Raw genomic sequence first — 24,867 nt, forward strand, 5'->3', positions numbered from 1 at the left:
CTTCTCACAGGCCAGCTTGTTCCTTGGCGGATGTGGTGCGCGTGGCTTACGGAATTTCAGGGACGCTCGGACGCGGACGCATCCACGCAGGCACAAGGTTTAACACCAACGCGCAGCCCACCATGATTGTGACCCCGCCAATGAACTGCATGGCGGAAAGTTTTTCACCCAAAACTGTCGCTCCGATAAAGACGGCAATCACGGTGACCAGAAACTCAACACTGATCGCGCGGGTCGGCCCAATGGAGGCGACCAGTCGGAAATAGGCGATATAGGTGCACACACTCATCAAAACTGCGGCAATGACCAGATACAGGTAATCCATGGCAACCGGTGTGCGTTCCAATGGCACGGCAAAGATCAGCGGAAAGGTCATCAATCCGCCAAACAGAAACGCGCCGATGGTGGTTTCCCAGTTGCCACTGTTGCGCAGATGACGGCTGGCATAATTGCTGCCAAAGGCCGCACACAGGGCGGCAAGGATTGATGCCACACAGCCAAGAGCAAATTCGAACGTGACCGGGACGGCGGGGAACCCGACCAGCAACACAATGCCACTGATGCCAAGCACCAAGCCGGCAAAGCCCTGTCTCGTCGTGCGTTCAAGGCCCCAGAGTTGGCTGATGATCATGGAAAACAATGGAATGGCTGCGACAAAAATGGCGGCCATCGCAGTCCCGATCCGCGGTGCAGCATAGGAAAGGCCGATCAGTTGCACGGCAACCGTGGTGGCACCGACAATGGCAAAGGGGCGCCAACCAGCAGAAAAATCAAGTTTGCGGCGAAACAGTCGGGCAAGAAAGTAAAGCGATCCGGCGGCAATCAGGGCGCGGAAGGTGACGGCACCGACCCAGCCAAAAGCCTCGACAATTTTAACAACAACGAGGAATGACAGTCCCCACACGATGGCAAGGAACAGGTAGCGGGCGATATCCCCTGGTTTCATAGAGGGTGTCCGGAATATGGGGCGTCGTGCATCCAAGGGGGATGCAGGGCGGCACGGTTAAAAACTTTGGTGGCTTGGTGGCGCTGCTTTCCCGATTTTCGGGCCAGCCGCGCGCAGATGGTGCGCGCCATTTTTTCATCGGTCAAGCGCGGAATGCTTGTAATTCCAAAACATCGGGGGGTGCAGCATGTCGCACTCGGGACAAGATGTATCGATGCTATGAAGGATATGCGCATTCGGCGCTGGTCACATCATACAATAAGACGTATCGTTTGGTCTGTTGCGGTGCAAACGCCAGAACAAACAAGTTCCAGAGCATTCCAAAATTGCGGAACCTCGGCGAACAAAAAAGAAAATAGACCAAAGCCTCTTGGGAGTATGTATGGCCCGCTATTCAAGCCACAGGTTTGCCCGAAACTGTGTTTTTGCAGTGATATGTTTCATTGCCCTATTGCTTTCTTTCCGGCTTTTGCCCGCTGCCAGTGCAGATGAGAAATGTATTCGTATTGCAATGCCGGAAATCTACGTGGATCAGCAAAAAATCGAGCTCTATCGCAAGGCGATGGCAGACGTTGGCCTGTGCGTTCATCCCGAAGCCATGCCGCAAACACGTGCGGTGGCAGCACTGAATTCCGGGCAACTTGAAGGGGTTTTTGCATCGCGTGAAGATCTGCCGGAACTTGTTAGTGTGCCATTGATTTCCGGTGATGTGCTGCTTGGTCGATTGGCTGGATATCTTGTTGTGCGCGACGGTCCCGTCAATGGTATTTCAGATCTCACCACAGAGGTCCTTGGCGTACCGCTTGGCGCGACCTGGTGCACCAAGCTTGTTGAGCAATACGCCAACGTGATCAGGGTACCGCGCGGTACGGCGATGTTAAAGGAAATGCTGGCCGAAGGGCGCATTGATGCCATGCTGGCGGATGCTTATTCGCTTGGTCTTGCGGGCGGTGTGCCCGAAGGATACAAGGCGATTGAGATTGATCATTTTGATGTGCATAGCTGGCTGAAAGCCGAGTTTGCCGATATCAAACCGCAATTTGACCGCGCCACGCGCGCCTTTCTGGCAAAACTTGGTATTACGATATCATGTTGCGATAAGGCGGCGCCTCCGAATTGAAACTACAGAAAACAAATAACTTGTCCTAGCCAATTGGCAGGTTTGAAGATATCGTCTGCAGCAGTGGGCCATAACGCTCCGAAAAAATTACACTTGTAGGCCAACTGCAAGGAGAATTTCCCGGGATACGGTCACTCAACAACCGTTCGGTGCCGTGGGAGTCTGAAATGGTGCGTTTTCAATTTCACAGGTACGTCAGGTCCTGTGTGCTTGCAACGATTTGTATTGCAGCTCTTTTCCTTTCCTTTACCCTGTTTCCAAGCGCGAAGGCACAGCAGCCATGCCTTCGTATTGCACTGCCCGAAACGGCCATTGGCCCGGTCGGGCCGGACGTTTATCGCGCGGTTATGGACGATGTCGGCCTGTGTGTTGATCCAGTACGAATGCCGAACGCGCGCGCATTCATGGCCTTACGCTACAATCAGGTCGACGGCGTATTTGCGATGCTTGAAGAATTCGAACAAAGCGTCGGTACACCGGTTGTGCGTGGCAACGTCCTTGTCGGCAACCCCGATGGTGTATTGGTTGTCAAACGCGACGGACCCAAAGCAGTGTCCGAACTGACCATCGAAGAGATCGGTGTTTGGCTCGGGGCGTCATGGTCGGAAAAACTTCTTGAACGCTATGACCACGTTGTTCGCGTGCCGGGGGGGCCTGAAATGATGAAAAAGATGCTTGTTACAGGGCGTCTTGATGGCATGCTAGTGAATGCTTTTTCTCTTGATCTCCGGGGTGGTGTGCCAAACGGTTTCGTGTCTATTCCCGTGAAAAAGCTTGCGGTTTACAGTTGGCTTCGCGCAGAGCATGCTGAGCTTATCACTATGTTTGACTCAGGCACGGCCAAATATCAGGAAAGAATAGTTGCCTGGGCCAAAAAACCTTCCTGACCGCCATTTGTTGCTGCACTGCGACTTATACGTTTGCCTTGGACGATTGGCAAACAGGCGCTTGCGCTTGATTTTGGATTGCACTTATAGTTTTCCCTAACGGCAAAAGCCGAAACCAAAGAGCAATGAAAATGACCCGACCGCGAACAATGACGGCGGGCAGATCAGGTAGGCTCTCAACATGTCCCGCTATCACTGGGAAGATGTTGCTTTGGGGGTGATATTATGGCGCTTCGCAAGCCCAATGCGATCGTTCGGTCGTGCATGTTTGCTATCATTTTTCTGGCAGTACTTTTCCTGTCATTTGAATTGTTGCCCGGTGCAAAGGCAAAGCAACCATGCCTGCGCATTGCCATCCCCGAAGCCACAATTGGCGATACCGGACACGATATTTATCAGGCGGCAATGAATGATGCCGGTCTTTGTGTCGAACCTGTTTTGATGCCCCATGCGCGAACGTTCATGGCAATGCGCCATGAACAGATTGATGGCGTCTTTGCCATGCTTGAAACATACGGGAAGACGACCGAAACGCCTGTGATCCGCGGCAGTGTCATTTTGGGGAAACCCGATGGTATGTTTGTCGTTAAAAAGGATGGGCCCAAAACCCTGTCAGAGCTTACGTCCGAGCAGATCGGTGTCTGGTTGGGAACAGGCTGGTCAGAAAAGCTTCTTGAACATTATGAACATGTTGTGCCCGTCGCCGGTGGACCGGAGTTGATGATGGAGATGCTTGTGAAAGGGCGTCTGGATGGCATTTTGCTCAATGACTATTCATTGCGCAGCCAGGGTGGTGCGCCGGAAGGGTTCGTTGCGATCCCTGTTGCCAATCTCGCCGTCTATAGCTTCCTTCGGGCCGAACATGCCGAACAGATGGCGAAATTTGATAATGGCACCGTCCGCTTCCGGGAAAAGATAGCGGCCTTGCGCAAGGACCCCTCCTGAGCCGCATCACATGTGGGCCAAAGGCGCTCCCGCCTTTACAGTTGTGTGTTTGCAATGCGCGATCAAAACGGCTTTGGCGCCCCGTCAGCTTGGCTCTGATTCTGGCGCGTAATGCTGCACTGCGACCTATACGTTTGCCTTAGACGATTGGCAAACAGGTGCTTGCACGCGCTTTTGGATTGCACGTATAGTTTTCCCTAACGGCAAAAGCCGAAACCAAAGAACAATGAAAATGACCCGACCGCAATCAATGACGGCGGGCAGATCAGGTAGGCTCGCAACATGTCCCGCTATCACCGGGAAGATGTTGCCTTGGGGGTGATACTATGGCGCTTCGCAAGCCCAATGCGATCGTTCGGTCGTGTATGTTCGCTGTCATTTTTCTGGCAGCACTTTTCCTGTCATTTGAATTGCTGCCCTCGGCAAAGGCAGACGAAGAAGTCTGTCTCAAGATCGCCTTGCCGGAAATGGCCGATCATGTTCGCTCTGCCGAGCGGTACCGTGCCGCGATGGCAGAGGCCGGGTTATGTGTGCAGCCGGTCTGGTTGCCAAACAAACGCACCGCTGTCTCTCTTAAACGGGGCGAAATCGATGGTGTCTTTGCCAGCGGCGAAACCATTCGACAATCGGCTGGTGTGCCGCTTGTTTCCGGGGCGGTGGTTGTTGGACGTCCCAAAAGCCTTTTGATCACGGCTGACGACACCGTGAAATCACTCAATGATCTAAAAAACAAGGAAATCGGCGTTTGGCTGGGCGACGACCACGGCAAACAGGAACTGCTCGGTCTTGCTGATATCGTCACCGTACCCGGGGGTGCCGGGATGATGTTGCGCATGCTCAATCTTGGGAGGCTAGATGGCCTGTTGATTGACGATTTCTCGCTTAAACAGACCGAAGGCGTGCCGGAAGGCTATCGCACCATCGAACTGGAAACCCTTACGACCTATAGCTGGCTGCGCAAGGAATACGAAGCCCTGTTGCCGCAATTCAATCGCGGCACCGATATCTTCCGCGCGGCTCTTGATTTGACAGGCCCGGAAACCAAGTCCTGATCAACCGACCTCGCGAGCCCAAAATCTATCGAAGCTGTCCATCTGGCGTCGGCGCGTGAGCCGTCAAACCGTCATGCAATAAAAGCAATTGCCAACGTCCGAATATTTACGGTTTATGACAGGCAGGGTTGCCCCACTACGACCCGCCAACACAACCGGCATCACGGTTGAATAACCAAACCCTTTCGGAAACGCGCCCCCATGATTTCCCTTTTTGGCGAGGCTGCTGCCTTTACTGCTGCGCTCTGTTGGGCGAGTTCCAGCATGATCTTTTCCAATATCGGCGGGAAGGCGGGGGCGCAGACGGTTAATCGCGGGCGTCTGGCCTGTTCGATTTTTTGTCTGACCATTTTGCATTGGATCCTTCAGGGCCAGCCATGGCCGAATGCCGTGACGTGGGAACAGCTTGGCTGGTTGTCGCTTTCATCGGTTTTGGGCCTGGTGATTGGCGATGCCATGCTATTTCAGGCTTTTGTTCTGATCGGTGCGCGGCTTTCGATGTTGTTGATGTCGACCGTTCCGATCATGGGCGCGGTTCTGGCCTGGGTCCTGTTTGATGAAACGCTGCGCCCGATTGAAATCACCGGGATCGCCTGTGGGGTGGGGGGGGTGTTGATTGTCATTCTTGGCAAAAAGGGCCGCCCGATCGGGCTTGAGGGACGCAATTATGCCATTGGCATTCTGTTTGGTTTTGGCGGCGCGGTCGGTCAGGTCGCAAATCTGATCACGGCGAAATATGCCCTGATTGATGGCTATTCAGCACTTTCCGCCACCTGGATCAGAACACTGGTCGCCGTGATCGCCATGTGGGGATTGGCGATCATCCTTGGCCGGGTGCGGCGGACTGTTACGGCCTGTATCGCGCCGGATGTTGGCAAATGGCTGTTGCTGGGCGCGCTTATCGGGCCCGCAATCGGTGTGTGGCTTTCAATGCTGGCGGTTCAAAACGCCAATGTCGGGATTGCCTCAACCCTGATGGCGCTGCCGCCGGTTATTCTGATCGTTTATGAAGGCCTGATCCTGCGCAAGCCGGTTGGCATTCAGGCGGTAATCGGAACCTGCCTTGCCTTTGGCGGTGTGACCTTGCTGTTCATGCCCTGATCAGTTCGACTGTTTTCGAGCCATCTGGCGACGCTGCCAAAGCATAAGCCCGCCAAACAGGTTCGCGAGGATGCTGCAGCCAAACAGGATGCTTGCCCAAATCGGCAAATCAAACAGCGCGGGCGTGCCTTGGATGGCCGTTGTCGACGACGCAGTTGCCGTCTGGCCGCCCCCCGGTGTGACTGTGGCGTTGGCGGTGTTCGTCGGCTGATAGGCCAATTGCACAACATGCCCCATGCCATCGGCCACCTTGATGTGGAGTTCACTTGGCGCATCTGGTGCTGGTGTGCCGCCAAGCCCAAGGGAGAACTGACCGACCCGGTCCGTGCGCGCCTTTTGCCAGACCTTGCCGTCCTTGGTTGTGACAACCACCTCGGCAAAGGCCATCGGGGATCCGTCGGTATATCGAAAACCATAGGTCTTTGTATTGGCACTATCTTCGACCTGCCAACCAGCACCATGGGCATGGGCGGGGGCAGGGACGGCCAATGGCCCCGCAATCAGCAGGGCCATCAGAACCAAAAGGCGATAAAAGCCGGTCCGTGCCATCATCATTTATCTACGGCGAATGATAGCGTCGCGCGGATGTTGTGGTTGCCAACGCCTTCCTCGGCATCGGGCATATCGGCCGCGATACGCACAATCCACAAACCGGGGGCCGAAACCCGGATCTTGGCAATGCCACTGCCGGCCTCGGTGCTCAGTGTCTCTGTCGCATAGGCCCAGGAGGACGGTGTTTCGGTAAATCCGGCATAGGTTGCCAGAACCGATGTCGTCAACGGGTGACCGTTCAAAAGGATCTGGAACTCGGCATCCTCGCCGACCTTGGTGTCACGCGGATCGCTGAGCGGCACGATTTCAAGTGCATCACCAAGTGGTTTGGTAACAAAATCGGCTGAGCCTTCGACACCCACCAGAAGCTTGGCAAACTTTTCATAGCGGGTCGATGCGATGGCATCGGGATGTTCATCGGCACCGCCGGCCTGCCAGCCATCGGGGGTTTGCGACCAGACAACACCCAGACGATGGCCGGAAATCCAAGCCGCCGTATCGGGCACTTCAAACGTGCCGATCAGATTGGGCGCGGTGTCATTTTGGGAAATCGCAATGTCGTTCGTGCCATTGGCGGTGATCAGCGTGGCGCGCACATCATTTACGCCTTCTGCTTCTTCCGGAAGGCCAAACTGATGGGTCGAATCAAGGATAAGTGTCGCATTCTCGCCCGGCTTCGCCGTCTCAGGCGATTGGCTTGCGATGAATTCATGCGCGTTTGCCGACAGACCGATCAGAAGCGTTGCGGCACCAATCACCATGCTTGCTGCGAACTTTGGTTGAAACATTTGCGTTCCTTTGGGAAATTGTTTTTATGGAAGAACCATGTGCGGGTATGAACTTTTCAAAAAAGATCATACTCGTCAAGCCGTTGATTGTGAGAGGTAGTCAAAATGACCCGCGTGACCGTATCGATTGAAGACGATCTGATGGAGGCGTTTGACGCGTTTCTTGATCACCGCGGCTATACCAACCGGTCAGAGGGATTTCGCGATCTGATCCGTGAAAAGCTTCAGAACACCAAGCTTGAAGACAATGCCGACGGGGTCGGGATTGCGGTTCTGAACTATGTCTATGATCACGAGGAACGCATGCTGGCATCACGCCTGATGAGCACTCAGCACGAACATCACAATCTGACGGTTTCCACGGTGCACTTCCATATTGATCATGATACCTGCCTTGAAAGTGTGACACTGCGCGGGCGGCTTTCTGAAATCCGCGCCTTTGCCGACAAGGTTCTGGCACAGCCGGGCGTGCGCCACGGGCAGCTTTACACCGTGCCGGGTGAATTGCATGTCGAAAGCCATCATCATGGCGATGATCACGATGGACATGCGCCTAAGCACGAACATCTTAAAATCACCACCTGATCGTATTGCCAAACCGTCACTGACCCCACGCCCCGCTGTTGTTGGGCGGGCGGTTGAAGCATCTGTTCTCTGAAAGTTCTAATCGAAGCCATGAGAACAAACTTGCAACATCCGAATTTTTGTGAGAATGTTCGCATTATGTTCTCAGTTGTTTTGTCGATAAGAACGCAGTGGCAGGCTGCGGCAACAGGCAAAACAGTCTAGCGGTGGCGTTCCGCATTATAGGTCCGGGGAACCGCCTGCGTTGCATCCAACCCGGCCCTGTGGAATAAGAGAGTTCGAGCAATGATTCAGACCGCGCTGCATTTGGTGGATAAGGATACTATGGATAAGCAGAAGGCACTCGAAGCCGCCCTTGGGCAGATCGAACGGGCATTTGGCAAAGGTTCGATTATGAAGCTGGGTCAGCGGGAAAGCGCCGTTGATATCTCAGCTATTTCAACCGGTTCGCTCGGTCTTGATATCGGACTGGGCATTGGCGGTCTGCCGCGTGGCCGTATCGTCGAAATCTATGGTCCGGAAAGTTCGGGTAAAACCACGCTGGCGTTGCACACGGTTGCCGAAGCCCAGAAGCTTGGCGGGACCTGTGCGTTTGTCGATGCCGAACACGCGCTTGACCCGGGATATGCCCGCAAGCTTGGTGTGAATACCGACGAACTCCTGATTTCCCAGCCCGATGCCGGTGAACAGGCCCTTGAAATCGCTGACACGCTGGTGCGTTCTGGCGCGATTGATGTTCTGGTCGTCGATTCGGTTGCTGCCCTTGTCCCGCGCGCCGAACTTGAAGGTGAGATGGGCGATACGCACGTTGGTCTGCAGGCCCGCCTGATGAGCCAAGCACTGCGTAAACTGACCAGTTCTGTTTCGCGTTCGAACTGCATGGTCATCTTCATCAACCAGATCCGTATGAAGATTGGTGTGATGTTCGGCAGCCCGGAAACCACAACCGGTGGTAACGCGCTTAAATTCTATGCCTCTGTCCGCCTTGATATCCGTCGTATCGGTCAGATCAAGGACCGCGACGAAGTCGTTGGTAACCAGACGCGTGTGAAGGTCGTCAAAAACAAGATGGCCCCGCCGTTCAAGCAGGTTGAATTCGACATCATGTATGGCGAAGGCATTTCCAAGATGGGTGAAATCCTTGATCTTGGCGTCAAGGCCGGTATCGTCGAGAAATCCGGTTCCTGGTTCTCCTACAACTCGACCCGTATCGGTCAGGGCCGCGAGAACGCCAAGAGCTTCCTGCGCGAGAATCCGGAAATGACCAAGGAGATCGAAAACAGCATTCGCGAGAGTGCCGGTCTGATCGCCGAAGCCATGACCAATATGAGCGAAGACGAACCGGTCAACGACGATTGATCTGATTGATCATTCCAACTGATTGCAAAAGGCGGCGCCACAATGGGTGCCGCCTTTTTCTTTACTGCTCACGCTGCCAGGTTGTCTTTGCCGGCTGAGGGGGCTAGGTGGAGCCTTGTTGTTGCCATTGGCTTGGCGTTTTGCCTGTAATCCGCAGGAATTCACGATTGAAGTTGGATTTGGTGTTAAAGCCGCTTTCAAGCATCGTGTTGGTCACATTTTCCCCCGCGTCAAGCATGCGGCAGGCATGCTCAATCCGGTATTTATTGATATAGCGCGACACGTTTTCACCGGTCGTGGTGTTGATCGCCATTGAAATCTGTTTGAGCGGACGTCCCATGCGTCGGGAAATTCGGGCAAGGGTCAGATCCGGATCAAGATACAACCGTTCCTGTGTCTGTAACGCGTTGAGTTCGTTCATGATGGCCCGACATTGCTCAGAACTCAGTGCGGCCTGGCTATCATCGACCGGGTCCTTCAATGCGACATCAATCGCAATGTCTGGCGACAGGCTGAGAAAGCCAATTGTCAGTAGCGCGATTGACGAGGTGACGCTGAGAACTACACCGGCAATCTCATCGTTCCCGTCAATCTTGGCCAGCAATATCAGCAGGTCGCTGATGGCTGATATGATCAGTGCAATGGCGATAAAACGCCAGACCAGTGCGGGGATCTGTCCCGATGTCAGACGCATATGTGCAAAATCACCCCGTTGGCGATGAAGCATCACCAAAATTGCCAATCCATATCCGACAAAAAGGCTGCACAAGACAGCATCAATCACGACAGGCAAAAAGAAGACACAGAGCGCGACAAGTGCCGGCATCGAAAAATGCAGCAGGTCCCCGCGTTGTAAACGGGCGCGAAGGCTTGCCTCAACAAATGCCATCCACGCTATGACCGGAATGGCAGAAGCCGTGATCGGCTGAAGCCATCTCAGCCCGTCGATGCCGTAATATTGAACAAGCCCGACCAAAAAACTTTGCGCGGCGGCAGCCAGTAGAAGTGCCATCAGCATCTTGGGCGTTTTCTGGCCGACAAGGGCGCGGACAAACAAGAACCCTAAAACCAGCGCCACAATCATCGGAACAGGTAGAACAAGCATCTGATCGCAATTTTCCGCCTAAGGGGTATCAAAACCGGTTTTGAGACGTCCACAAACCCGTTCGAGGACGCAAGGCCATCCTGTTTTGGGCAGAACTTCTTCTGTACTCCAACTTAGGACAAGGATCCTTGTGATGAAACCGATATATCTCGCCTTTGCCCTGTGTCTGTTCGCAGGCCTGAAAACATCGCCTGTACTGGCGGAACAGCAAACCGATTATGCCGGGTATGATCGTTTTGATGTGCGCGCTGCCCATCGTTCCATGCCAGTCGCGGCCTCAGTCTGGTATCCCGCAGACACCGTGATTTATAAGGCACCTGTCGGCAACAATATCATCTGGAAGGGAACAAGCGCCTATATCGGTGCGGCAATTGAACCGGGCAGGCACCCGCTGGTCCTTCTGTCACCTGGCTCGGGCGGGAATATGGATGGACTTGGCTGGTTGTCTTCGCAACTGGCCTTGCGCGGGGCAATTGTTGTTGCGCTAAACCATCCCGGTACGACATCAGGGGACTCTTCACCCCGCCGGACACCATTTATTGGCGAACGCGCGGCTGATATTCAGGCGACCCTTGATCAGGTTTTGTCAAATCCGTCCTTTGCCCCCTTCATTGATCGCCAAAATATCTCTGCAATTGGCTTCTCTTTGGGCGGAACGACGGTCCTAAACCTTATCGGGGTAAGGTTTGATCAAACGCTTTTTGCGCAATATTGCGACCGATTTGGCGATGCCGCACAGGATTGCGACTTTTTGCGCAAAGGAGGCGTCGATCTTGATCATATGCCCAATGATTTCGACGTTCCCAGCCGGGATGACCGGATTACACGTAGTATTGCGATTGAACCGGGCATGGGGTTCGCCGCGACGGAGCAAAGCCTTGCAGCGGTGAAATCTCCTGTGCTTTTCATTGGCCTTGGCGAAGAAGAAAAATGGGCGGCTGCCGATTTTGGTCCGACTGGCAGCAATCTTGTTGCGCGCATCAAGAATGCGTCTTCGGCAAATTTTGCGCCTGCACATCACCTGACATTTCTTGACGAATGTCAGCCAAACGCCGCCGAAATCCTGAAAGAAGAAGGTAGCGATCCGATCTGCACCGATCCCCCTGGCACGGACCGCGCCCTGATCCATCGCCAGATCATTGATGAAATCAGTGAATATCTGGCGCTTGATGCAAAGGCATCCTGATTTCGCAGGTATTGATGTGAAGGAGGTCCACCGTGATCTCCTTCACTTGACGTGCCCCAAAATGATCACGATTGAGGAAATATCCTTTAGAATCAATCGATTGTTGTGCTGTTCGCGCCGGGAAATTTGACCGGGAAGAACAATGCCGGGAACAATTATGAGTTGTTGCCGTTTGAATTCCTGTGAGCTTTGACACGATCAACCAGGAGAATGAACATGTCGAATACAATGAAAAAGTTTCTCGCGATTCTGATGATTTCGGGTATGGGCCTTGGCCTGGCTGCCTGTGAAACCGCCGAAGGCTTTGGCGAAGACGTCGAAGATGCCGGTGAAGCAATCCAGGACGGCGCTTCCTGATCTGTAACGGATCGTTATTCATTATCTTAAAGCAACAATAGTGGGAGAATCCCATGCTAGGTTGGGCAATATTCTGTTTGGTTCTGGCACTGATCGCCGCCGTTCTTGGCTTTGGCGGACTTGCAGGGACATTCGTCGGGATCGCAAAGATCTTGTTCTTTGTTTTCCTCGTGCTGTTTGTCGTATCGCTCGTCGTCAACGCGTTGCGTGGCCGTCGCCCGCCGGTCTGATGACCAGACAGTTGCAAGACTGCACGAAGCATACATGCCTATAGAAAGGACGCCATTTCGGCGTCCTTTTCTGCGTTTAGTGCGGCAAACGGCCCTTGTGCGCGATAACGGTTGCAAGGCGGATGCCCCGAGGCCAGAATATCGCGATAAACAACAAAACAGGCGACATGCCTGTTATCCGGACTTGAATGGAGCATCCTGCAAAGATGGAAACGATGACAAAACGTCTTCTGGCCGTCCTGATGGTTATTGGCTTTGGCCTTGCGCTTGGTGCCTGCGAAACCGCCGAAGGATTTGGTCGCGATATGGAAAAACTCGGCAAGTCGATCCAGGACAGTGCAAACGACTAGTCCACGAACGGCCCATCTTCAGACAAACCGTCTTCAAACAGACCGCCTCGACCTTTCGGCGGCCAGATTGGTCGACATCCCCGACCTTTATGCCTTCCTTGGCGATCGTGATGCCATGCGGTTCACCCAGTGTGATGAAAGCTTTGCGGCGTGTCGCAAGCGCGTACTGGTCCATGAATGGTTCCGGCGCCGCGATGGATTTGCACCATGGGTCGTAAGGCTGCGCACGTCTGGCGACATCATTGGATGGGGCGGGCTGTATACTGATCCGTTTGATCCCGGTTGGGGGCCGGAGCTTGGCTATTACCTGGCGCCGAACGCCTGGGGGCAGGGGATTGGTCGGGAACTGGCGACTGCGGCGCTTGACTATGGGCGGAGAAAGACACCGATTTCGTGTCTGACCGCCTTTGCCCATCCGCAAAATTCGGCGTCGCGCAAATTGTTGCTGGGGCTTGGGTTTGAGGCCGCCGGGTTTGTCAAGGAAATGAACCGGGATCGATTCACATTATTGCTGAAAACCGGCTGAATTTTGGCTGGGTTTGGCCCGATTAACCTGCCCCAAATCGCCGAATTGGGCAAAACTTGCGGCAAATCCCCCGGACTCCTTTCGCCTGACTGGACAGGGCAGGGCCGAGCCGCTAAATAGGGCAGTCCGTTCGCCAGTATGGCGCGCGCAGTTGTTCCGCGTTTTCCGGGTTGGAGAGATATGCAGACCGTCAACGATATCCGCACCACGTTTCTGGAGTTCTTCCGCAAGAACGGCCACGAAGTCGTTTCGTCCAGCCCGCTGGTGCCGCGCAATGACCCTACCCTGATGTTCACCAACGCCGGGATGGTTCAGTTCAAGAACGTTTTCACCGGCCAGGAACACCGCGATTATTCGCGTGCCGCGACCTCGCAGAAATGCGTGCGCGCCGGGGGCAAGCATAACGACCTTGAAAATGTCGGTCATACCGCACGCCATCACACCTTCTTTGAAATGCTCGGCAACTTTTCGTTCGGCGACTATTTCAAGGAAAACGCGATTGAATTCGCCTGGAACCTGATCACCAAGGAATATGGCCTTCCGAAAGACAAGCTGCTGGTCACGGTCTATCACACCGATGACGAGGCACATGGTCTTTGGAAAAAGATCGCCGGTCTGACTGATGATCGCATCATCCGTATCCCGACCTCGGATAACTTCTGGTCGATGGGCGATACCGGCCCGTGTGGTCCGTGCTCGGAAATCTTCTTTGATCATGGCGATCACATCTGGGGTGGCCCTCCTGGCAGTGCGGAAGAAGACGGCGACCGTTTCATTGAAATCTGGAACCTCGTCTTCATGCAGTACGAACAGATGGCAAATGGTGATCGTGTTGATCTGCCAAAACCGTCGATCGATACCGGCATGGGTCTCGAACGTATTGCCGCTGTGCTTCAGGGCAAGCACGACAACTATGACATCGATTTGATGCGTGCGCTGGTCGAAGCATCGGCCGATGCCACCAACACCGATCCGGATGGTTCACATAATGTGTCGCACCGCGTGGTTGCCGACCATCTGCGTTCAACCAGCTTCCTGATTGCCGATGGTGTTCTGCCGTCCAATGCCGGTCGCGGCAACGTTCTGCGCCGTATCATGCGCCGCGCGATGCGCCACCTGCATATGGTCGGAACCCAGGACCCGACGATGTATAAGCTGGTCCCCGCTCTGGTAAGCAAGATGGGCGGTGCCTTCCCGGAACTGGTCCGTGCGCAGGCCCTGATCGAAGAAACCCTTAAACTAGAAGAGCAGGGCTTTAAAACCATGCTGGATCGCGGTCTCAAGATGCTTGATGACGCGACCGATGGTATGGATGCCGGTGCGACCCTTTCGGGTGACGTGGCGTTCAAGCTTTATGACACTTATGGCTTCCCGCTTGATCTGACGGCTGATGCGCTTAAAGAACGCAAAATCGGCATCGATGAAGCCGGCTTTACCACCGCCATGGAAGAACAGAAAGCCAAGGCACGTGCTGCCTGGTCCGGTTCGGGCGAAGCTGCGACCGAGGAAGTCTGGTTTGACATCAATGACCGTGATGGCGCGACCGAATTCCTGGGGTATGAAACCGAAACCGCCGAGGGCGTGGTTACCGCGCTGATCAAGGACGGTGCCGAAGTCAAATCCGCATCGAAGGGCGACGAAGTTGCCGTTCTTGCCAACCAGACCACCTTCTTTGGTGAGTCCGGTGGTCAGCAGGGCGATGCCGGTGTGATCAAAACCGAACATGGTGCGATCATTGAAATCACCGACACCCAGAAAAAGCTGGGAAGCTTGCATGTGCATCTCGGCAAGGTGACCGAGGGCGACGTCAAGGTGGGCGATGCCGCGGAATTCCGCGTCGATCATACCCGCCGTTCAAGCTTGCGTGCCAATCACTCGGCCACCCACCTTCTGCATGCGGTTTTGCGCAAGCATCTTGGTGATCACGTGACCCAGAAGGGATCCCTGGTCGCGGCTGATCGTCTGCGTTTCGATATCTCGCATCCCAAGGCCGTCACGGCCGAGGAAGCCGCAGTAATCGAAGCCGATGTCAACAGCCTGATCCGCGAAAACAGTGAAGTCACCACCCGTCTGATGACCCCGGACGAGGCGATTGAACTGGGCGCGATGGCGCTGTTTGGCGAAAAATACGGCGATGAAGTCCGCGTTGTGTCGATGGGCCTGCCGGTTGCCAATGAACATGCCTATTCGCTTGAGCTTTGCGGCGGTACGCATGTGAAGCGCACCGGTGATATCGGCATGTTCAAGATCGTGTCCGAGGGCGCAGTTTCAAGCGGTGTCCGCCGTATCGAGGCCCTGACCGGGGCCGATGCCGCCAAATACATGTCGGCGCGTGAAAACGTTCTGACCACGGTTGCGGCTGATCTTAAGGCCGTTCCCGAAGACGTCCCGGCCCGCGTCAAGGCGCTGCAGGAAGAACGTCGTCGTCTGGAACGCGAAGTTTCCGACCTGCGCAAGAAGCTGGCAACGGCTGGTTCGGGTGCGGCTTCTGGTGGCGATGCGTTCAAGGACGTCAATGGCGTCAAAATGGCGCTGCGGTCGCTTGACGGCATTCCGGCCAAGGAACTCAAAGGCATGGTCGACGAACTCCGCGATCAGATGGGTTCAGGCATCGTTGCCCTTGTGTCGGGTGACGGTGGCAAGGCCTCCATCGTTGTCGGCCTGACCGCGGACCTGACGGATAAATACAGCGCCGTCGATCTTGTGCGCATCGGTGTTGAAAAGCTCGGTGGCAAGGGCGGCGGTGGCCGTCCGGATATGGCACAGGGCGGCGGTTCTGATCCTGCGCAGGCGGATGCCGCACTGGCCGCGATCGAGGCACATATCGCTGGCTAAGCGATCACCCGCCAAAAAGTCTGATGAATTAAAAGGGCCCCAAACGGGGCCCTTTTCTTTTGTCTGATGATTTCGGTTGCTTTTGTTATGCGTCGTCTTCGGACGCAGAATTTTTGACCGGTTTCTGATGATGCAAAACCCGCGTGGCGGCACGAACGACGGTTTTACGGTCGTTTTCTTCGGGGATGTCGCGTTCGGCGGCATTGGCGATCATGCGGGCATGGGTGCGCAGCACTTCGCGTTGATGATCGGTCTCGGCCAGTCGCATCAGGCTTTCAAGGATTTCAGCCATCGGCAGCAACACATCCGGCTTTGCCGTCGCAGACTGGCGGATCTGGTCATAGGCCGCCCCAAGCATGCCGCCAAAATCAGACATCAGGGCATGGAGGCGAACTTCATCGTCATCATCGCGCCAGATGCCAACCGGATAGCGGAACTGCATGGCATGTGGAAGGGCGTCCCCAAGACGATAGATTGCGGCAATGGCCGTGAACGGGTCGTTGATGCCCGGTGACAGGGCGCGCAAAGCAACTTCCACCAGTTGGCGTAAGGCAAATTCGACATCCAGCATGGCCGTGCGATGCGATCCGATCATGATTGCCTCAAGAATATCGGCATGGCATTGATCGATATTGTCTTGTGCCTGTTTGGAGACGTCATCGTTTAAGGGGACGATGCGTCCGACGATATCACCGATCAGCACGTGCTGCCCGGCACGGATCACAAGCGAGATACGCGTATCGGTCTGTTTGGCGATTTCACAGATTTTTTCATAATCGACGCCCTGCACATATCCCGAAGACGCAACGCAAATGGCCTGATCGCGGGGGATGTCTTGCGGGTCGGGCAGGGTTGTCTGGGCGCGTTCGGCGGCCTTGATCGGATCGGTCAGGGTACTGCTGGCCGATTGAATGGTTTCTTCAAGGTTTTTGCCAACACGCTGAATGACCTCGTCGGCAACGATCGAGCGACCAAGGTGGTGGACAAACAGGATCAGGACAAAAACGCTGATGACAAACAGCGCGATACCAACCGTTACAGCCAGATGCGGCACCGGGGCAGAGTCCGGTTTTTCGCCCATCAGCATAAGCGAGGTGATCAAAAACAGGATGCTGCCAACAAAAGTGCCCAGTGCGTTCTGGGTTTTGTTATCCCCCATGAAGTTGCGGATCATGCGTGGTCCAAGTGACCCGGCGGCAAGGGTCAGAACCACCATTGTGATCGACAGGGCAAAGGTCGTCAGGGTGACCAGCGTGGCCAACAGGGTTTCAAGCAACCCGCGCACCGCCTGGATTTCATTGAACCCGGGCAACAGGCTGGGAAACATGTCGCGCAGGATATCCTGGGGGGCTGCCATAATGCCCACCGCAAAGGCCGCACCGCCCAGTGCAAAAAGCAAAGGCGATACCCACAGGCTATAGGTCAGAAATTCCCAAACGCGGATCAGGCGTTGAACCATGATGCAAAAACCCCTTTCGGGTCAAAGATTGTCGCGTGACCCGGATCCGGGGAAAACGCATGGACATCATATGATTAAACGCCGATCAGCGCATGCAGTTCCCGCCTGATCTGTTTTGCGGTCGGCAAAGGGGAATTCAAAATGCGCAAGCAATGACGAACCGCGCGCAGAAAGGCAGGGCAACCGTATCAGATATCGACTTGTTCGATGGCTGCTTTGCCGATCAGGGCCTCTGCCTCTGGTGTGCCCTTGCGCGCGGTGTCGGGCAGCTTGGCCAGTTCATCCGCTGCCGCCCGGATGTCGTCAAGGTCATCGATCTCGTCACAGACTTCCATCACCCGGTTCCAGATCGCGTCATGATCCATCCCGCCCATAACGGTCAGGGCGATGGCGCGATTAAGCGTTGCCTGCGGATGGTTGGCATCCTGGGACAGGATTTGTTCAAACGCCTCAAAGGCTGCGATCAGATGGCCTTCACGCAGATTGATCACACCCAAATCGTTTGATGCAGCAAGCGAGGACGGATTGATCCGAAGCAGCTGTTCAACCGCACGCCGTTCGCCTTCAAAATCTTCGTTGGCGCGGTGGCACGTTGCGATCAGCCGGTGGATGCTTTCTGATCCCGGACTGTGGTGGGCGGCAGTTTGCAGGGCCGAAAGGGCGGCGTCGTAGCGTTCCAGCGCGATCAATGCCTGCCCGCGCAAGGTCAGCATTTCCGGATCGGTCAGTTTGGCGCGCAGCACGATATCAATGTGGTTAAGTGCGCTACGTGCGTCACCGTTTTCAAGCAATGCGCGTGCAATGTGATGCAGGCAGTCTTCATGACCCCCATCAGATTGCAGCACCGTGCGATACTCACCGATTGCTTCGATGATCGAACCTTTTTCATGAAGCGCACGCGCCAGCCCGAAACGGGCATCCAGATTATCCATATCTTCGCCAAGTGCCTGGCGCAGCATGTTGATTGCGGCGTCATACTGTCGCTGCTTCAAGGCGGCAAGCCCCATATCAGAAAAGGACATTGCATTCATAGGAGGTCTCCCAATCCAATCGCAATCCGTTGACCGGACCGCTGAATTTATCGATTAACGATGGGATTATAATGCCCAAACCGATCATTACCAGCCCTATGTCATAACGAATTCATGACGCCAGACCTGTTGCCGTTGTGAGCCCCAAAAGACAAAGGCCCCGGAGTGTGCCGGGGCCTTTGTGTGATCATTATATGCGTGGCTTAAAGCTTATGGATCATCTTGATTTCCATGAAGTCTTCAAGGCCAAACAGGCCACCTTCGCGGCCATTGCCCGATTGCTTGTAGCCGCCAAACGGGCTGCCCGCCATCGGGGAAGAACCATTCAGCAAAACCATGCCAGCACGCAGTTTGCGGGCGACGCGGTCGGCCTTTTTGGCATCCGGGGTCTGGATATAGGCGGCCAAACCGTATGGCGTGTCGTTGGCGATCTCGATGGCTTCTTCTTCGGTGTCAAACGGGATCATCGAGACCACCGGGCCAAAGATTTCCTCGCGTGCGATGCGCATATTGTTGTTCACATCGGCAAAGATGGTCGGTTTGACGAAGTATCCCTCGTTAGTGTCGTCGGGCTTGCCCGCACCGCCAACAAGAAGGGTGGCACCTTCGTCAATGCCAGCCTGAATAAAGGTCTGAACCCGGTCAAACTGGATGTGGCTGACCAGCGGGCCGATATGGCTGCCTTCCTTGGTCGGATCGCCGACGGATGCCTGTTCGCCAACGCGTTTGGCAACCTTGACCGCGTCATCATAGATCGAGCGTTGCACCAGCATGCGGGTCGGTGCATCGCAGGTCTGGCCGGAGTTGTTGAAAACGGCGTTCACACTCCAGGCGATGCGGTCTTCGATATCGACATCATCAAACACGATGTTGGGCGATTTGCCGCCAAGCTCAAGCGTGACGCGCTTGATGTTTTCCAAGGCATCCTTGGTGATCGCCTTGCCCGCACGGGTCGATCCGGTAAAGGACATCATGGTGATGTCAGGATGACGCGAAAGGGTTGCACCGGCGACCGGACCGGCCCCCTGAACCATGTTAAACGCGCCTGCCGGGAAGCCCGCTTCGTGGATCATTTCGGCATAGAGCATCGCATTGAGCGGGGTAAATTCAGATGGCTTCAGCACACAGGTGCAGCTCGTGGCAAGGGCCGGGATGACCTTGAGCACGATCTGGTTGATCGGCCAGTTCCATGGCGTGATCAGGCCGCAAACCCCGATGGGTTCGCGCAGAAGATGTTCGCCGTTATAAAGCGTTTCTTCGGTTTTAAGCTTTTTAAGCGCAACAATGAAATCTTCGAGATGTGCCGTGCCGGCCGCAGCCTGCTGTTCGTGCGACATGGTGGTCGGCGCGCCGAGTTCCATGGTGATGGTATCGGCAACTTCACCATAGCGGCGCTTATAGATCGCAAGCAGGTTTTCAAGCCAGCCAAGGCGCTGTTCGACGGTCGTCTGGCTATAGCTTTCAAAGGCGCGCTTGGCCGCGGCGACGGCAAGGTCGACGTCTTCTTCGCTGGCCAGGGTGATTTGGGTGATGACTTCTTCGGTGGCCGGGTTGATCACGTCCATCTTTTCCGAGGAAATCGGATCAACCCATTTGCCGTTGATGTAAAATTTGCCTGCGTTATCCATTGGAAGCCTTCCTGAGTTTCTCTGTGTTGGGCCAAGGCGATAGCCCCGGCACGAGTGGCGCGGTTTCAGGTTCGTTCCCTCAGCCAGCTTTTTATTATTTCCCGGTGGCGTTCGGCCCCGTAACTGGCGAAATGCCCGCCATGCACGACCCGGACCGGCAAATCATAAAGCCGTTCCATTGATCGAACATAGTCAGCTGCATTTGCATGATAAGTGTCTTCGATCAAAGGTCCATCATAAACAATGTCGCCTGAAAACAGGATGCCGGTCGCCTTTTCCCAAAGCGCAATACCGCCCGGCGAATGACCCGGTGTATGGATGACCTCGAAATGGCGGTCGCCAAGGTCAATCACATCGCCATCTTCGACAATTCGGGTCGCCGGTGCGGCCATGACCGCGTAGGTTGTCGAGGCATAGGGAAGCGGCGGGAGCTTTGTGAAAATCTCGTCGGTCACATAGGGATCGGCAAGCGTATTCTTGCGCGTGGGCGCGGCCAGAAGATCGGCTTCGCACCGATGGCACACCCGGTTTTCAAATTCGTGGTGGCAGCCGATATGATCAAAATGGGTGTGGCTGGCAACCGCCTGAACGCTGCGTTCGGTGACAAGCGGCACCCATTCGGTCAGGGACACAACGCCCATGCCACTATCGACCAGCATGTCGCCGTCACGCCCGCGCACATGCCAGATGTTGCAGCGGTAAAATTCCTCGATAAACGGTTCGCCGATATAGGTGACGTCATCGCCGACGGTTTTCAGGCTGTACCAGTCTTCGGGTTTGGCGCGGTCAATCGTCATAGGGCAGCACTTTCTGGCGTGGGGCGGGGCGGATGGCCATGCAACACCACAACCGAGGTCGGATCAAGGGTCAGTTCAACCCATGCCCCCGGTTCGATGATGGCCGATTGCGGCATGTGGGCGGTGATCGTCATGTTGGGGTAATCAAGCGGGCTTAGATGGGCGCGATGATGGGTGCCAAAGAACGATCCATCTTCGACCTTGGCCTTGCCGAGCGTGATGCGCGGACCGGTTCCGGTGCTGGCACGGAAGTGTTCCGGGCGAATGGCAAGGGTGACCGATGCGCCGGGGGCAAAGCCCCTGCATTCGAATTCAGGCAGTTCAACAGTACCAAGCGGTGTCTTGACGGAAATGGTGCTGTCGGTTGCGCTTTCAAACGTGCCAGGGATGAAATTGACTTCGCCCATGAAGCTCGCGGTGAAAATCGTCTTGGGCTGCATATAGATGTTTTCGGGGCTGCCGACATCTTCGATCCGGCCGGCATTCATCACCACAATCCGATCAGCAATCGCCATGGCCTCTTCCTGATCGTGGGTAACGTGGACAAAGGTGGTGCCAACCCGTTTCTGAATGGCTTTAAGTTCGTCCTGCATCTGACGACGGAGCTTGAGGTCAAGCGCACCCAACGGTTCGTCCAGCAACAGCACATCAGGCTCAACCGCCAGCGCGCGGGCAAGGGCAACGCGCTGGCGCTGACCGCCCGAAAGCTCATGAGGTTTCTTGTTGGCCGATGTTTTTAGCCCGACCATATCAAGCAGTTCTTCGGCCTTGGCATGGCGTTCGGATTTGCCGACCTTGCGCATCTTAAGGCCAAAGGCGACATTGTCGCGCAGGCTCATATGCGGGAACAGGGCATAATCCTGAAACATCGTGGTGGTCGGGCGTTTGGCGGGCGCTACATCGCCCATATCCTTGCCATTGATTTCAATCGTGCCACTGGAGGGCGACAGGAACCCGCCGAGCAGAGACAGCAAGGTGGTCTTGCCGCAGCCCGATGGGCCCAGCAGGACGATATATTCCCCCGCCGCGATTTCGAGGCTGATATCGTCAAGGGCGGTAAAGTCACCAAAAATCTTGGTGGCGTTGCGAATGGAGACAGGGGCGGTCATTTCTTTGCCGTCCTTCTAAAGACAATCAATTCAAGAATAAGCAGCAGCGCAACCGATACCAGGAAGACAACACTCCCAACCGCGTTGGTTTTCGGGTTCAGGCCCGAACGCAACATGCTCCAGATTTCAACCGGCAGGGTGACGTCAAAGCGCGACAGCAAGAATGCGATGATGAATTCATCCCAGCTAAACGTCACTGACAGGAAAAAGGCCGCAAGGATGGAGGGCATCAACATCGGGGCGGAGACCTGCGTCATCACCTGCCATTCGGCGGCACCCAGATCGCGGGCGGCCCGTTCAATGTTTTTCTGATGGTCCCCCATGGAGGCATAAATAATCGCAAAGCACAGCGGCAAATTGATCACCACATGCCCGATGCCGACCGTCCAGAGCGACAGCGAAACACCCAGCCAGTTAAAGGTGGTCAGCAAGCCCAGCGCAATGATCAGGTAACTGACCGTCATCGGTGCAATCAGAAGGCCGCGTTGCAAGCGCGATGCCGGTAGAACAAATCGGGCCAGCCCATAGGCCGCACAGAAACCAAGAACACAGGCAACCGTCGCCGAGCCGATGGCAACCATCAGGGAGTTGGTCAGGGCCGACATCAGACGACTGTCAGAAAAGACCTCGCCATACCATTTAAGGGTCGCGCCGTTAAAGGGCGGAACCGGCAGGCGGCCATCCTGAAATGAAAACAACACAAGGACCGCCACGGGCAAAAAGATGAAGCCATAAAGTGCCGCCAGATAGGACCACGACAGGAGTTTGGAAAAGCGTGAAGAGATCATTTTATGTTCTCTCCATCTTAAGCCAGCGGGCACAGGCAATATAGGCCATCGTTACCACTACCATCAGAATGATCGAAAGGGTGGCAGCCATCGGGAAATCAGCCCGGCGCCCCAGTTGCAGCATGATGACTTGTGGCAGGGCGAGTTCGTTATTGCCGCCCAAGATCTGCGGGGTGATGTAATCACCGATACACAGCACAAAGGTCAGGAACGCACCGACCATGATTCCCGGCAATGTGAGCGGCAACACAACATGCCAGAACACCTGAAACCCGTTTGCACCAAGATCGGCCGCCGCCCTGCGATAGTTGGGCGGCATCTGCACCAGATTGGCATAGATCGTGAGCGTCAACAGCATGACAAAGAAATGCACAAACCCGATGACCGTCGCACTTCGCGTGCTGGCCAGTTCAAGCGGTTCGGAAATCACCCCCAAATAGACCAGAGTGTTATTGATCACCCCGTTTTGCGCCAGCACCAGAAGCCAGGAATAGGACCGCACCACATAGCTTGTCCAGAAGGGCAGGATCGCCATGATCAGCGCCATACGCTGCCATTTCTGCGGGACGCGTTCGGCAATGATCCAGGCCAGCGGATAGGCAAGGATCACGGAAATGATCGTGACCGTGAAGGTGATTTCAAGCGAGACAAAAAGCCCCTTAAGCAAATGGGCCTTTTCAAAGAACTCGATGTAATTGTCGAAATTCCACGCCATGACGATTTCGCGCCCCTTGCGGGTCGCAAGGCTGATCGCGGCCATGACGACAAATGGAATAACGAAAAACGCGACGGTCCAAAGCAGGGCCGGGGTTACAAAGCCCCATGCGCGGCGAATTTCGCGTGTTTCAAGGCTGGCAGTGGCCATAACGGTATCCTTTTCGCAAACCAGCTCGCCTGGGTGGGGGGGATGGTTGCTTATAACTCGCTTGGGATGGTCGGCGCCGTTGGGGTCAGCTTACCGCAAGTTTGGCACCGATGCCCCGCAAAAAGCGGGACATCGGTCGGTGGCAGTAGACAAGGGATTGCTTACTGCTGGAGCATCTCGACCCAGGCATCCTGCATCTCGGCATCGAGATCGGTATCCGGGATCGGGTAAAGCTGCGAGTTCTTCAGGTAGCCTTCCTGATCATCCCAGCGAAGGGCTGCTTTCTGGGCATCGGTCAGGTTTTCGCCCGCCTTGGCGTTGGCTGGCATTCCCCAATAACAAGACGAGGTCGCAAGACGCGCCTGGCCTTCGGGGCTCATGATGTATTGAACGAACTTAAGCGCAAGGTCAGGCTTTTCAGAATCCTTCATCACCCCGATTGACTGTGCCCAGCGCAGGCCACCCTGTTTGGGGATGATCCAGTCAAGGTTCGGCTTTTCTTCGGACAACACGGCCGTGATCCATTCACCACCACCAACAAGGATATCGACTTCCCCGGTGGCAAGCGCAGTCTGGGAAGAAACCACTTCACCAACCTGTTTGGAGACCTTTTTCATCGCAAACAGCTTTTCCTTGATCGCGGGCATATCGTCCGCGCCAAGATCAGCCGTATCAATACCAAGACCAAGCCCCACAAGGCCGATCACCGGCAGGTAATAGTCATAAACGGCAATACGTCCGGCATATTTGTCCGACCAGATCACCGACATGTCTTCCATGTCCTTGGGATCAACCTTGGTCTTGTCGAACGAAATGGTGTTGTAGCCGAACTTTTCGGTGACGGCATAGGTCTTGCCATCCACGACATTGTTCTCGGCCATCACGACTTCGGGAAAGATATCGGATGTCGGCAGGGCGTCGGCGGGGATTTCGGCCAGAACGCCCATCTCAACCGCGCGGTGTACATCAACCCCGTCGATCACAAACACATCCCAGTCACCGGGACGGGATTGTTCAATGATCGAAAGACCGGCACCGGTGCCTTCATATTCCTTGAGATTGACTTTGACGTCGTACTCTTTCTCAAACGGCTCGATCAAGGCCGGATCGGTATGGTCGCACCAGACCAAAGCATTCAATTCTTCGGTTGCTTGTGCGGTTTGCGCCATGGCAACAGCGCCCAGAATAAAGGTCGCAGTGCTACTCAGAAACTTGTTGCGGGTCTTCCCCGTAGAGACGTGACGAGACATAGGCTCTCCCTGATTT

25 protein-coding genes are annotated in these 24,867 nt (G+C 55.2%); 13 read left to right on the forward strand and 12 right to left on the reverse strand.

All coding sequences use genetic code 11. The annotated features are described in order from the left end of the window. Positions 1-46: 46 nt before the first annotated feature. The gene (locus B2T33_RS00985) at positions 47-946 is read right to left on the reverse strand and encodes a DMT family transporter (protein ID WP_197146888.1); all 900 of its coding nucleotides are present in this window, start codon (positions 944-946) and stop codon (positions 47-49) included. 526 nt (positions 947-1,472) lie between these two features. Here B2T33_RS00985 and B2T33_RS00990 point away from each other — a divergent pair. The 5 genes from B2T33_RS00990 to B2T33_RS01010 all read left to right on the forward strand — a co-directional run bounded on the left by B2T33_RS00990 (position 1,473) and on the right by B2T33_RS01010 (position 6,051). Further along, positions 1,473-2,066 (forward strand): hypothetical protein, encoded by a 594-nt coding sequence (locus tag B2T33_RS00990; RefSeq protein WP_286790924.1) that lies wholly within the window; start codon positions 1,473-1,475, stop codon positions 2,064-2,066. Positions 2,067-2,413: 347 nt separating this feature from the next. Then, positions 2,414-2,953 carry a hypothetical protein gene (locus B2T33_RS00995; protein ID WP_286790925.1) on the forward strand — a complete coding sequence of 180 codons (540 nt, stop codon included), beginning with the start codon at positions 2,414-2,416 and terminating at the stop codon, positions 2,951-2,953. A gap of 264 nt (positions 2,954-3,217) precedes the next feature. Then, a complete protein-coding gene (locus B2T33_RS01000) occupies positions 3,218-3,898 on the forward strand; it encodes a substrate-binding periplasmic protein (RefSeq protein ID WP_286790926.1) in 681 nt (226 codons plus the stop codon). 326 nt (positions 3,899-4,224) lie between these two features. Then, positions 4,225-4,950, forward strand: coding sequence for a substrate-binding periplasmic protein (locus B2T33_RS01005; protein ID WP_197146892.1), 726 nt, complete (start codon positions 4,225-4,227; stop codon positions 4,948-4,950). Between the two features lie 201 nt (positions 4,951-5,151). Continuing rightward, the gene (locus B2T33_RS01010; RefSeq protein ID WP_197146893.1) at positions 5,152-6,051 is read left to right on the forward strand and encodes a DMT family transporter; all 900 of its coding nucleotides are present in this window, start codon (positions 5,152-5,154) and stop codon (positions 6,049-6,051) included. On the opposite strand, the gene B2T33_RS01015 is transcribed toward B2T33_RS01010, so the two are convergent. Both B2T33_RS01015 and B2T33_RS01020 read right to left on the reverse strand, forming a co-directional pair. Next, positions 6,052-6,600, reverse strand: coding sequence for a hypothetical protein (locus B2T33_RS01015; protein ID WP_286790927.1), 549 nt, complete (start codon positions 6,598-6,600; stop codon positions 6,052-6,054). A gap of 2 nt (positions 6,601-6,602) precedes the next feature. Beyond that, the gene (locus tag B2T33_RS01020; RefSeq protein WP_197146895.1) at positions 6,603-7,391 is read right to left on the reverse strand and encodes a DUF4198 domain-containing protein; all 789 of its coding nucleotides are present in this window, start codon (positions 7,389-7,391) and stop codon (positions 6,603-6,605) included. Positions 7,392-7,496: 105 nt separating this feature from the next. Here B2T33_RS01020 and nikR point away from each other — a divergent pair, with 105 nt between their 5' ends. Further along, complete coding sequence (gene nikR / locus B2T33_RS01025; protein ID WP_197146896.1) at positions 7,497-7,976, forward strand: nickel-responsive transcriptional regulator NikR; 480 nt, start codon at positions 7,497-7,499, stop codon at positions 7,974-7,976. A gap of 285 nt (positions 7,977-8,261) precedes the next feature. Further along, the gene (gene recA / locus B2T33_RS01030; protein ID WP_040823385.1) at positions 8,262-9,335 is read left to right on the forward strand and encodes a recombinase RecA; all 1,074 of its coding nucleotides are present in this window, start codon (positions 8,262-8,264) and stop codon (positions 9,333-9,335) included. Positions 9,336-9,438: 103 nt separating this feature from the next. Here recA and B2T33_RS01035 read toward each other — a convergent pair whose 3' ends face one another. Then, positions 9,439-10,440 (reverse strand): helix-turn-helix domain-containing protein, encoded by a 1,002-nt coding sequence (locus tag B2T33_RS01035; RefSeq protein WP_197146897.1) that lies wholly within the window; start codon positions 10,438-10,440, stop codon positions 9,439-9,441. Between the two features lie 133 nt (positions 10,441-10,573). Here B2T33_RS01035 and B2T33_RS01040 point away from each other — a divergent pair, with 133 nt between their 5' ends. The 6 genes from B2T33_RS01040 (at position 10,574) to alaS (ending at position 15,924) form a co-directional block, all read left to right on the forward strand. After that, entirely contained in the window at positions 10,574-11,626 is a 1,053-nt protein-coding gene (locus B2T33_RS01040; RefSeq protein ID WP_286790928.1) for an alpha/beta hydrolase family protein, read from the forward strand. A gap of 216 nt (positions 11,627-11,842) precedes the next feature. Further along, positions 11,843-11,983 (forward strand): entericidin A/B family lipoprotein, encoded by a 141-nt coding sequence (locus tag B2T33_RS01045; protein ID WP_008890360.1) that lies wholly within the window; start codon positions 11,843-11,845, stop codon positions 11,981-11,983. A 53-nt stretch (positions 11,984-12,036) separates the two neighbouring features. Continuing rightward, positions 12,037-12,213, forward strand: a complete 177-nt coding sequence (locus B2T33_RS01050; protein WP_008890359.1) for a DUF1328 domain-containing protein — start codon at positions 12,037-12,039, stop codon at positions 12,211-12,213. Between the two features lie 215 nt (positions 12,214-12,428). Beyond that, on the forward strand, positions 12,429-12,563 hold the full coding sequence (locus B2T33_RS01055) for an entericidin A/B family lipoprotein (RefSeq protein ID WP_286790929.1): 135 nt from the start codon (positions 12,429-12,431) through the stop codon (positions 12,561-12,563). Beyond that, positions 12,550-13,089, forward strand: coding sequence for a GNAT family N-acetyltransferase (locus B2T33_RS01060; protein WP_197146899.1), 540 nt, complete (start codon positions 12,550-12,552; stop codon positions 13,087-13,089). Before B2T33_RS01055 ends, B2T33_RS01060 begins: the two co-directional genes overlap by 14 nt. A 180-nt stretch (positions 13,090-13,269) precedes the next feature. Continuing rightward, positions 13,270-15,924 carry an alanine--tRNA ligase gene (alaS, locus tag B2T33_RS01065; RefSeq protein WP_197146900.1) on the forward strand — a complete coding sequence of 885 codons (2,655 nt, stop codon included), beginning with the start codon at positions 13,270-13,272 and terminating at the stop codon, positions 15,922-15,924. Positions 15,925-16,009: 85 nt separating this feature from the next. On the opposite strand, the gene B2T33_RS01070 is transcribed toward alaS, so the two are convergent. The 8 genes from B2T33_RS01070 to B2T33_RS01110 form a co-directional block, all read right to left on the reverse strand. Beyond that, positions 16,010-17,383 (reverse strand): DUF2254 domain-containing protein, encoded by a 1,374-nt coding sequence (locus B2T33_RS01070; protein ID WP_286790930.1) that lies wholly within the window; start codon positions 17,381-17,383, stop codon positions 16,010-16,012. 188 nt (positions 17,384-17,571) lie between these two features. Next, positions 17,572-18,414, reverse strand: a complete 843-nt coding sequence (locus B2T33_RS01075) for a tetratricopeptide repeat protein (RefSeq protein ID WP_286790931.1) — start codon at positions 18,412-18,414, stop codon at positions 17,572-17,574. A 203-nt stretch (positions 18,415-18,617) separates the two neighbouring features. Further along, complete coding sequence (locus B2T33_RS01080) at positions 18,618-20,042, reverse strand: aldehyde dehydrogenase family protein (protein ID WP_286790932.1); 1,425 nt, start codon at positions 20,040-20,042, stop codon at positions 18,618-18,620. Between the two features lie 65 nt (positions 20,043-20,107). Beyond that, positions 20,108-20,839, reverse strand: coding sequence for an MBL fold metallo-hydrolase (locus tag B2T33_RS01085; RefSeq protein WP_286790933.1), 732 nt, complete (start codon positions 20,837-20,839; stop codon positions 20,108-20,110). After that, positions 20,836-21,948, reverse strand: coding sequence for an ABC transporter ATP-binding protein (locus B2T33_RS20360; protein WP_349678217.1), 1,113 nt, complete (start codon positions 21,946-21,948; stop codon positions 20,836-20,838). The genes B2T33_RS01085 and B2T33_RS20360 overlap by 4 nt, the downstream gene beginning before the upstream one ends. Continuing rightward, entirely contained in the window at positions 21,945-22,736 is a 792-nt protein-coding gene (locus B2T33_RS01100) for an ABC transporter permease (RefSeq protein ID WP_062955517.1), read from the reverse strand. The genes B2T33_RS20360 and B2T33_RS01100 overlap by 4 nt, the downstream gene beginning before the upstream one ends. Before the next feature lies 1 nt (position 22,737). After that, entirely contained in the window at positions 22,738-23,601 is an 864-nt protein-coding gene (locus tag B2T33_RS01105; RefSeq protein WP_286790934.1) for an ABC transporter permease, read from the reverse strand. A gap of 161 nt (positions 23,602-23,762) precedes the next feature. Beyond that, entirely contained in the window at positions 23,763-24,851 is a 1,089-nt protein-coding gene (locus B2T33_RS01110; protein ID WP_286790935.1) for an ABC transporter substrate-binding protein, read from the reverse strand. Between the last annotated feature and the right edge of the window lie 16 nt (positions 24,852-24,867).

This window comes from Thalassospira sp. UBA4513 (genome assembly GCF_002388495.1).
GTDB lineage: Bacteria > Pseudomonadota > Alphaproteobacteria > Rhodospirillales > Thalassospiraceae > Thalassospira > Thalassospira tepidiphila.

Coding starts and splice junctions, on each gene's coding strand:
- B2T33_RS00985 (WP_197146888.1), bottom strand. CDS start 946: ATGAAACCAGGGGATATCGCCCGCTACCTGTTCCTTGCCATCGTGTGG.
- B2T33_RS00995 (WP_286790925.1), top strand. CDS start 2,414: ATGGACGATGTCGGCCTGTGTGTTGATCCAGTACGAATGCCGAACGCG.
- B2T33_RS01000 (WP_286790926.1), top strand. CDS start 3,218: ATGTTTGCTATCATTTTTCTGGCAGTACTTTTCCTGTCATTTGAATTG.
- B2T33_RS01005 (WP_197146892.1), top strand. CDS start 4,225: ATGGCGCTTCGCAAGCCCAATGCGATCGTTCGGTCGTGTATGTTCGCT.
- B2T33_RS01010 (WP_197146893.1), top strand. CDS start 5,152: ATGATTTCCCTTTTTGGCGAGGCTGCTGCCTTTACTGCTGCGCTCTGT.
- B2T33_RS01015 (WP_286790927.1), bottom strand. CDS start 6,600: ATGGCACGGACCGGCTTTTATCGCCTTTTGGTTCTGATGGCCCTGCTG.
- B2T33_RS01020 (WP_197146895.1), bottom strand. CDS start 7,391: ATGTTTCAACCAAAGTTCGCAGCAAGCATGGTGATTGGTGCCGCAACG.
- nikR (WP_197146896.1), top strand. CDS start 7,497: ATGACCCGCGTGACCGTATCGATTGAAGACGATCTGATGGAGGCGTTT.
- recA (WP_040823385.1), top strand. CDS start 8,262: ATGATTCAGACCGCGCTGCATTTGGTGGATAAGGATACTATGGATAAG.
- B2T33_RS01035 (WP_197146897.1), bottom strand. CDS start 10,440: ATGCTTGTTCTACCTGTTCCGATGATTGTGGCGCTGGTTTTAGGGTTC.
- B2T33_RS01040 (WP_286790928.1), top strand. CDS start 10,574: ATGAAACCGATATATCTCGCCTTTGCCCTGTGTCTGTTCGCAGGCCTG.
- B2T33_RS01045 (WP_008890360.1), top strand. CDS start 11,843: ATGTCGAATACAATGAAAAAGTTTCTCGCGATTCTGATGATTTCGGGT.
- B2T33_RS01050 (WP_008890359.1), top strand. CDS start 12,037: ATGCTAGGTTGGGCAATATTCTGTTTGGTTCTGGCACTGATCGCCGCC.
- B2T33_RS01055 (WP_286790929.1), top strand. CDS start 12,429: ATGACAAAACGTCTTCTGGCCGTCCTGATGGTTATTGGCTTTGGCCTT.
- alaS (WP_197146900.1), top strand. CDS start 13,270: ATGCAGACCGTCAACGATATCCGCACCACGTTTCTGGAGTTCTTCCGC.
- B2T33_RS01070 (WP_286790930.1), bottom strand. CDS start 17,383: ATGGTTCAACGCCTGATCCGCGTTTGGGAATTTCTGACCTATAGCCTG.
- B2T33_RS01075 (WP_286790931.1), bottom strand. CDS start 18,414: ATGAATGCAATGTCCTTTTCTGATATGGGGCTTGCCGCCTTGAAGCAG.
- B2T33_RS01080 (WP_286790932.1), bottom strand. CDS start 20,042: ATGGATAACGCAGGCAAATTTTACATCAACGGCAAATGGGTTGATCCG.
- B2T33_RS01085 (WP_286790933.1), bottom strand. CDS start 20,839: ATGACGATTGACCGCGCCAAACCCGAAGACTGGTACAGCCTGAAAACC.
- B2T33_RS20360 (WP_349678217.1), bottom strand. CDS start 21,948: ATGACCGCCCCTGTCTCCATTCGCAACGCCACCAAGATTTTTGGTGAC.
- B2T33_RS01100 (WP_062955517.1), bottom strand. CDS start 22,736: ATGATCTCTTCACGCTTTTCCAAACTCCTGTCGTGGTCCTATCTGGCG.
- B2T33_RS01105 (WP_286790934.1), bottom strand. CDS start 23,601: ATGGCCACTGCCAGCCTTGAAACACGCGAAATTCGCCGCGCATGGGGC.
- B2T33_RS01110 (WP_286790935.1), bottom strand. CDS start 24,851: ATGTCTCGTCACGTCTCTACGGGGAAGACCCGCAACAAGTTTCTGAGT.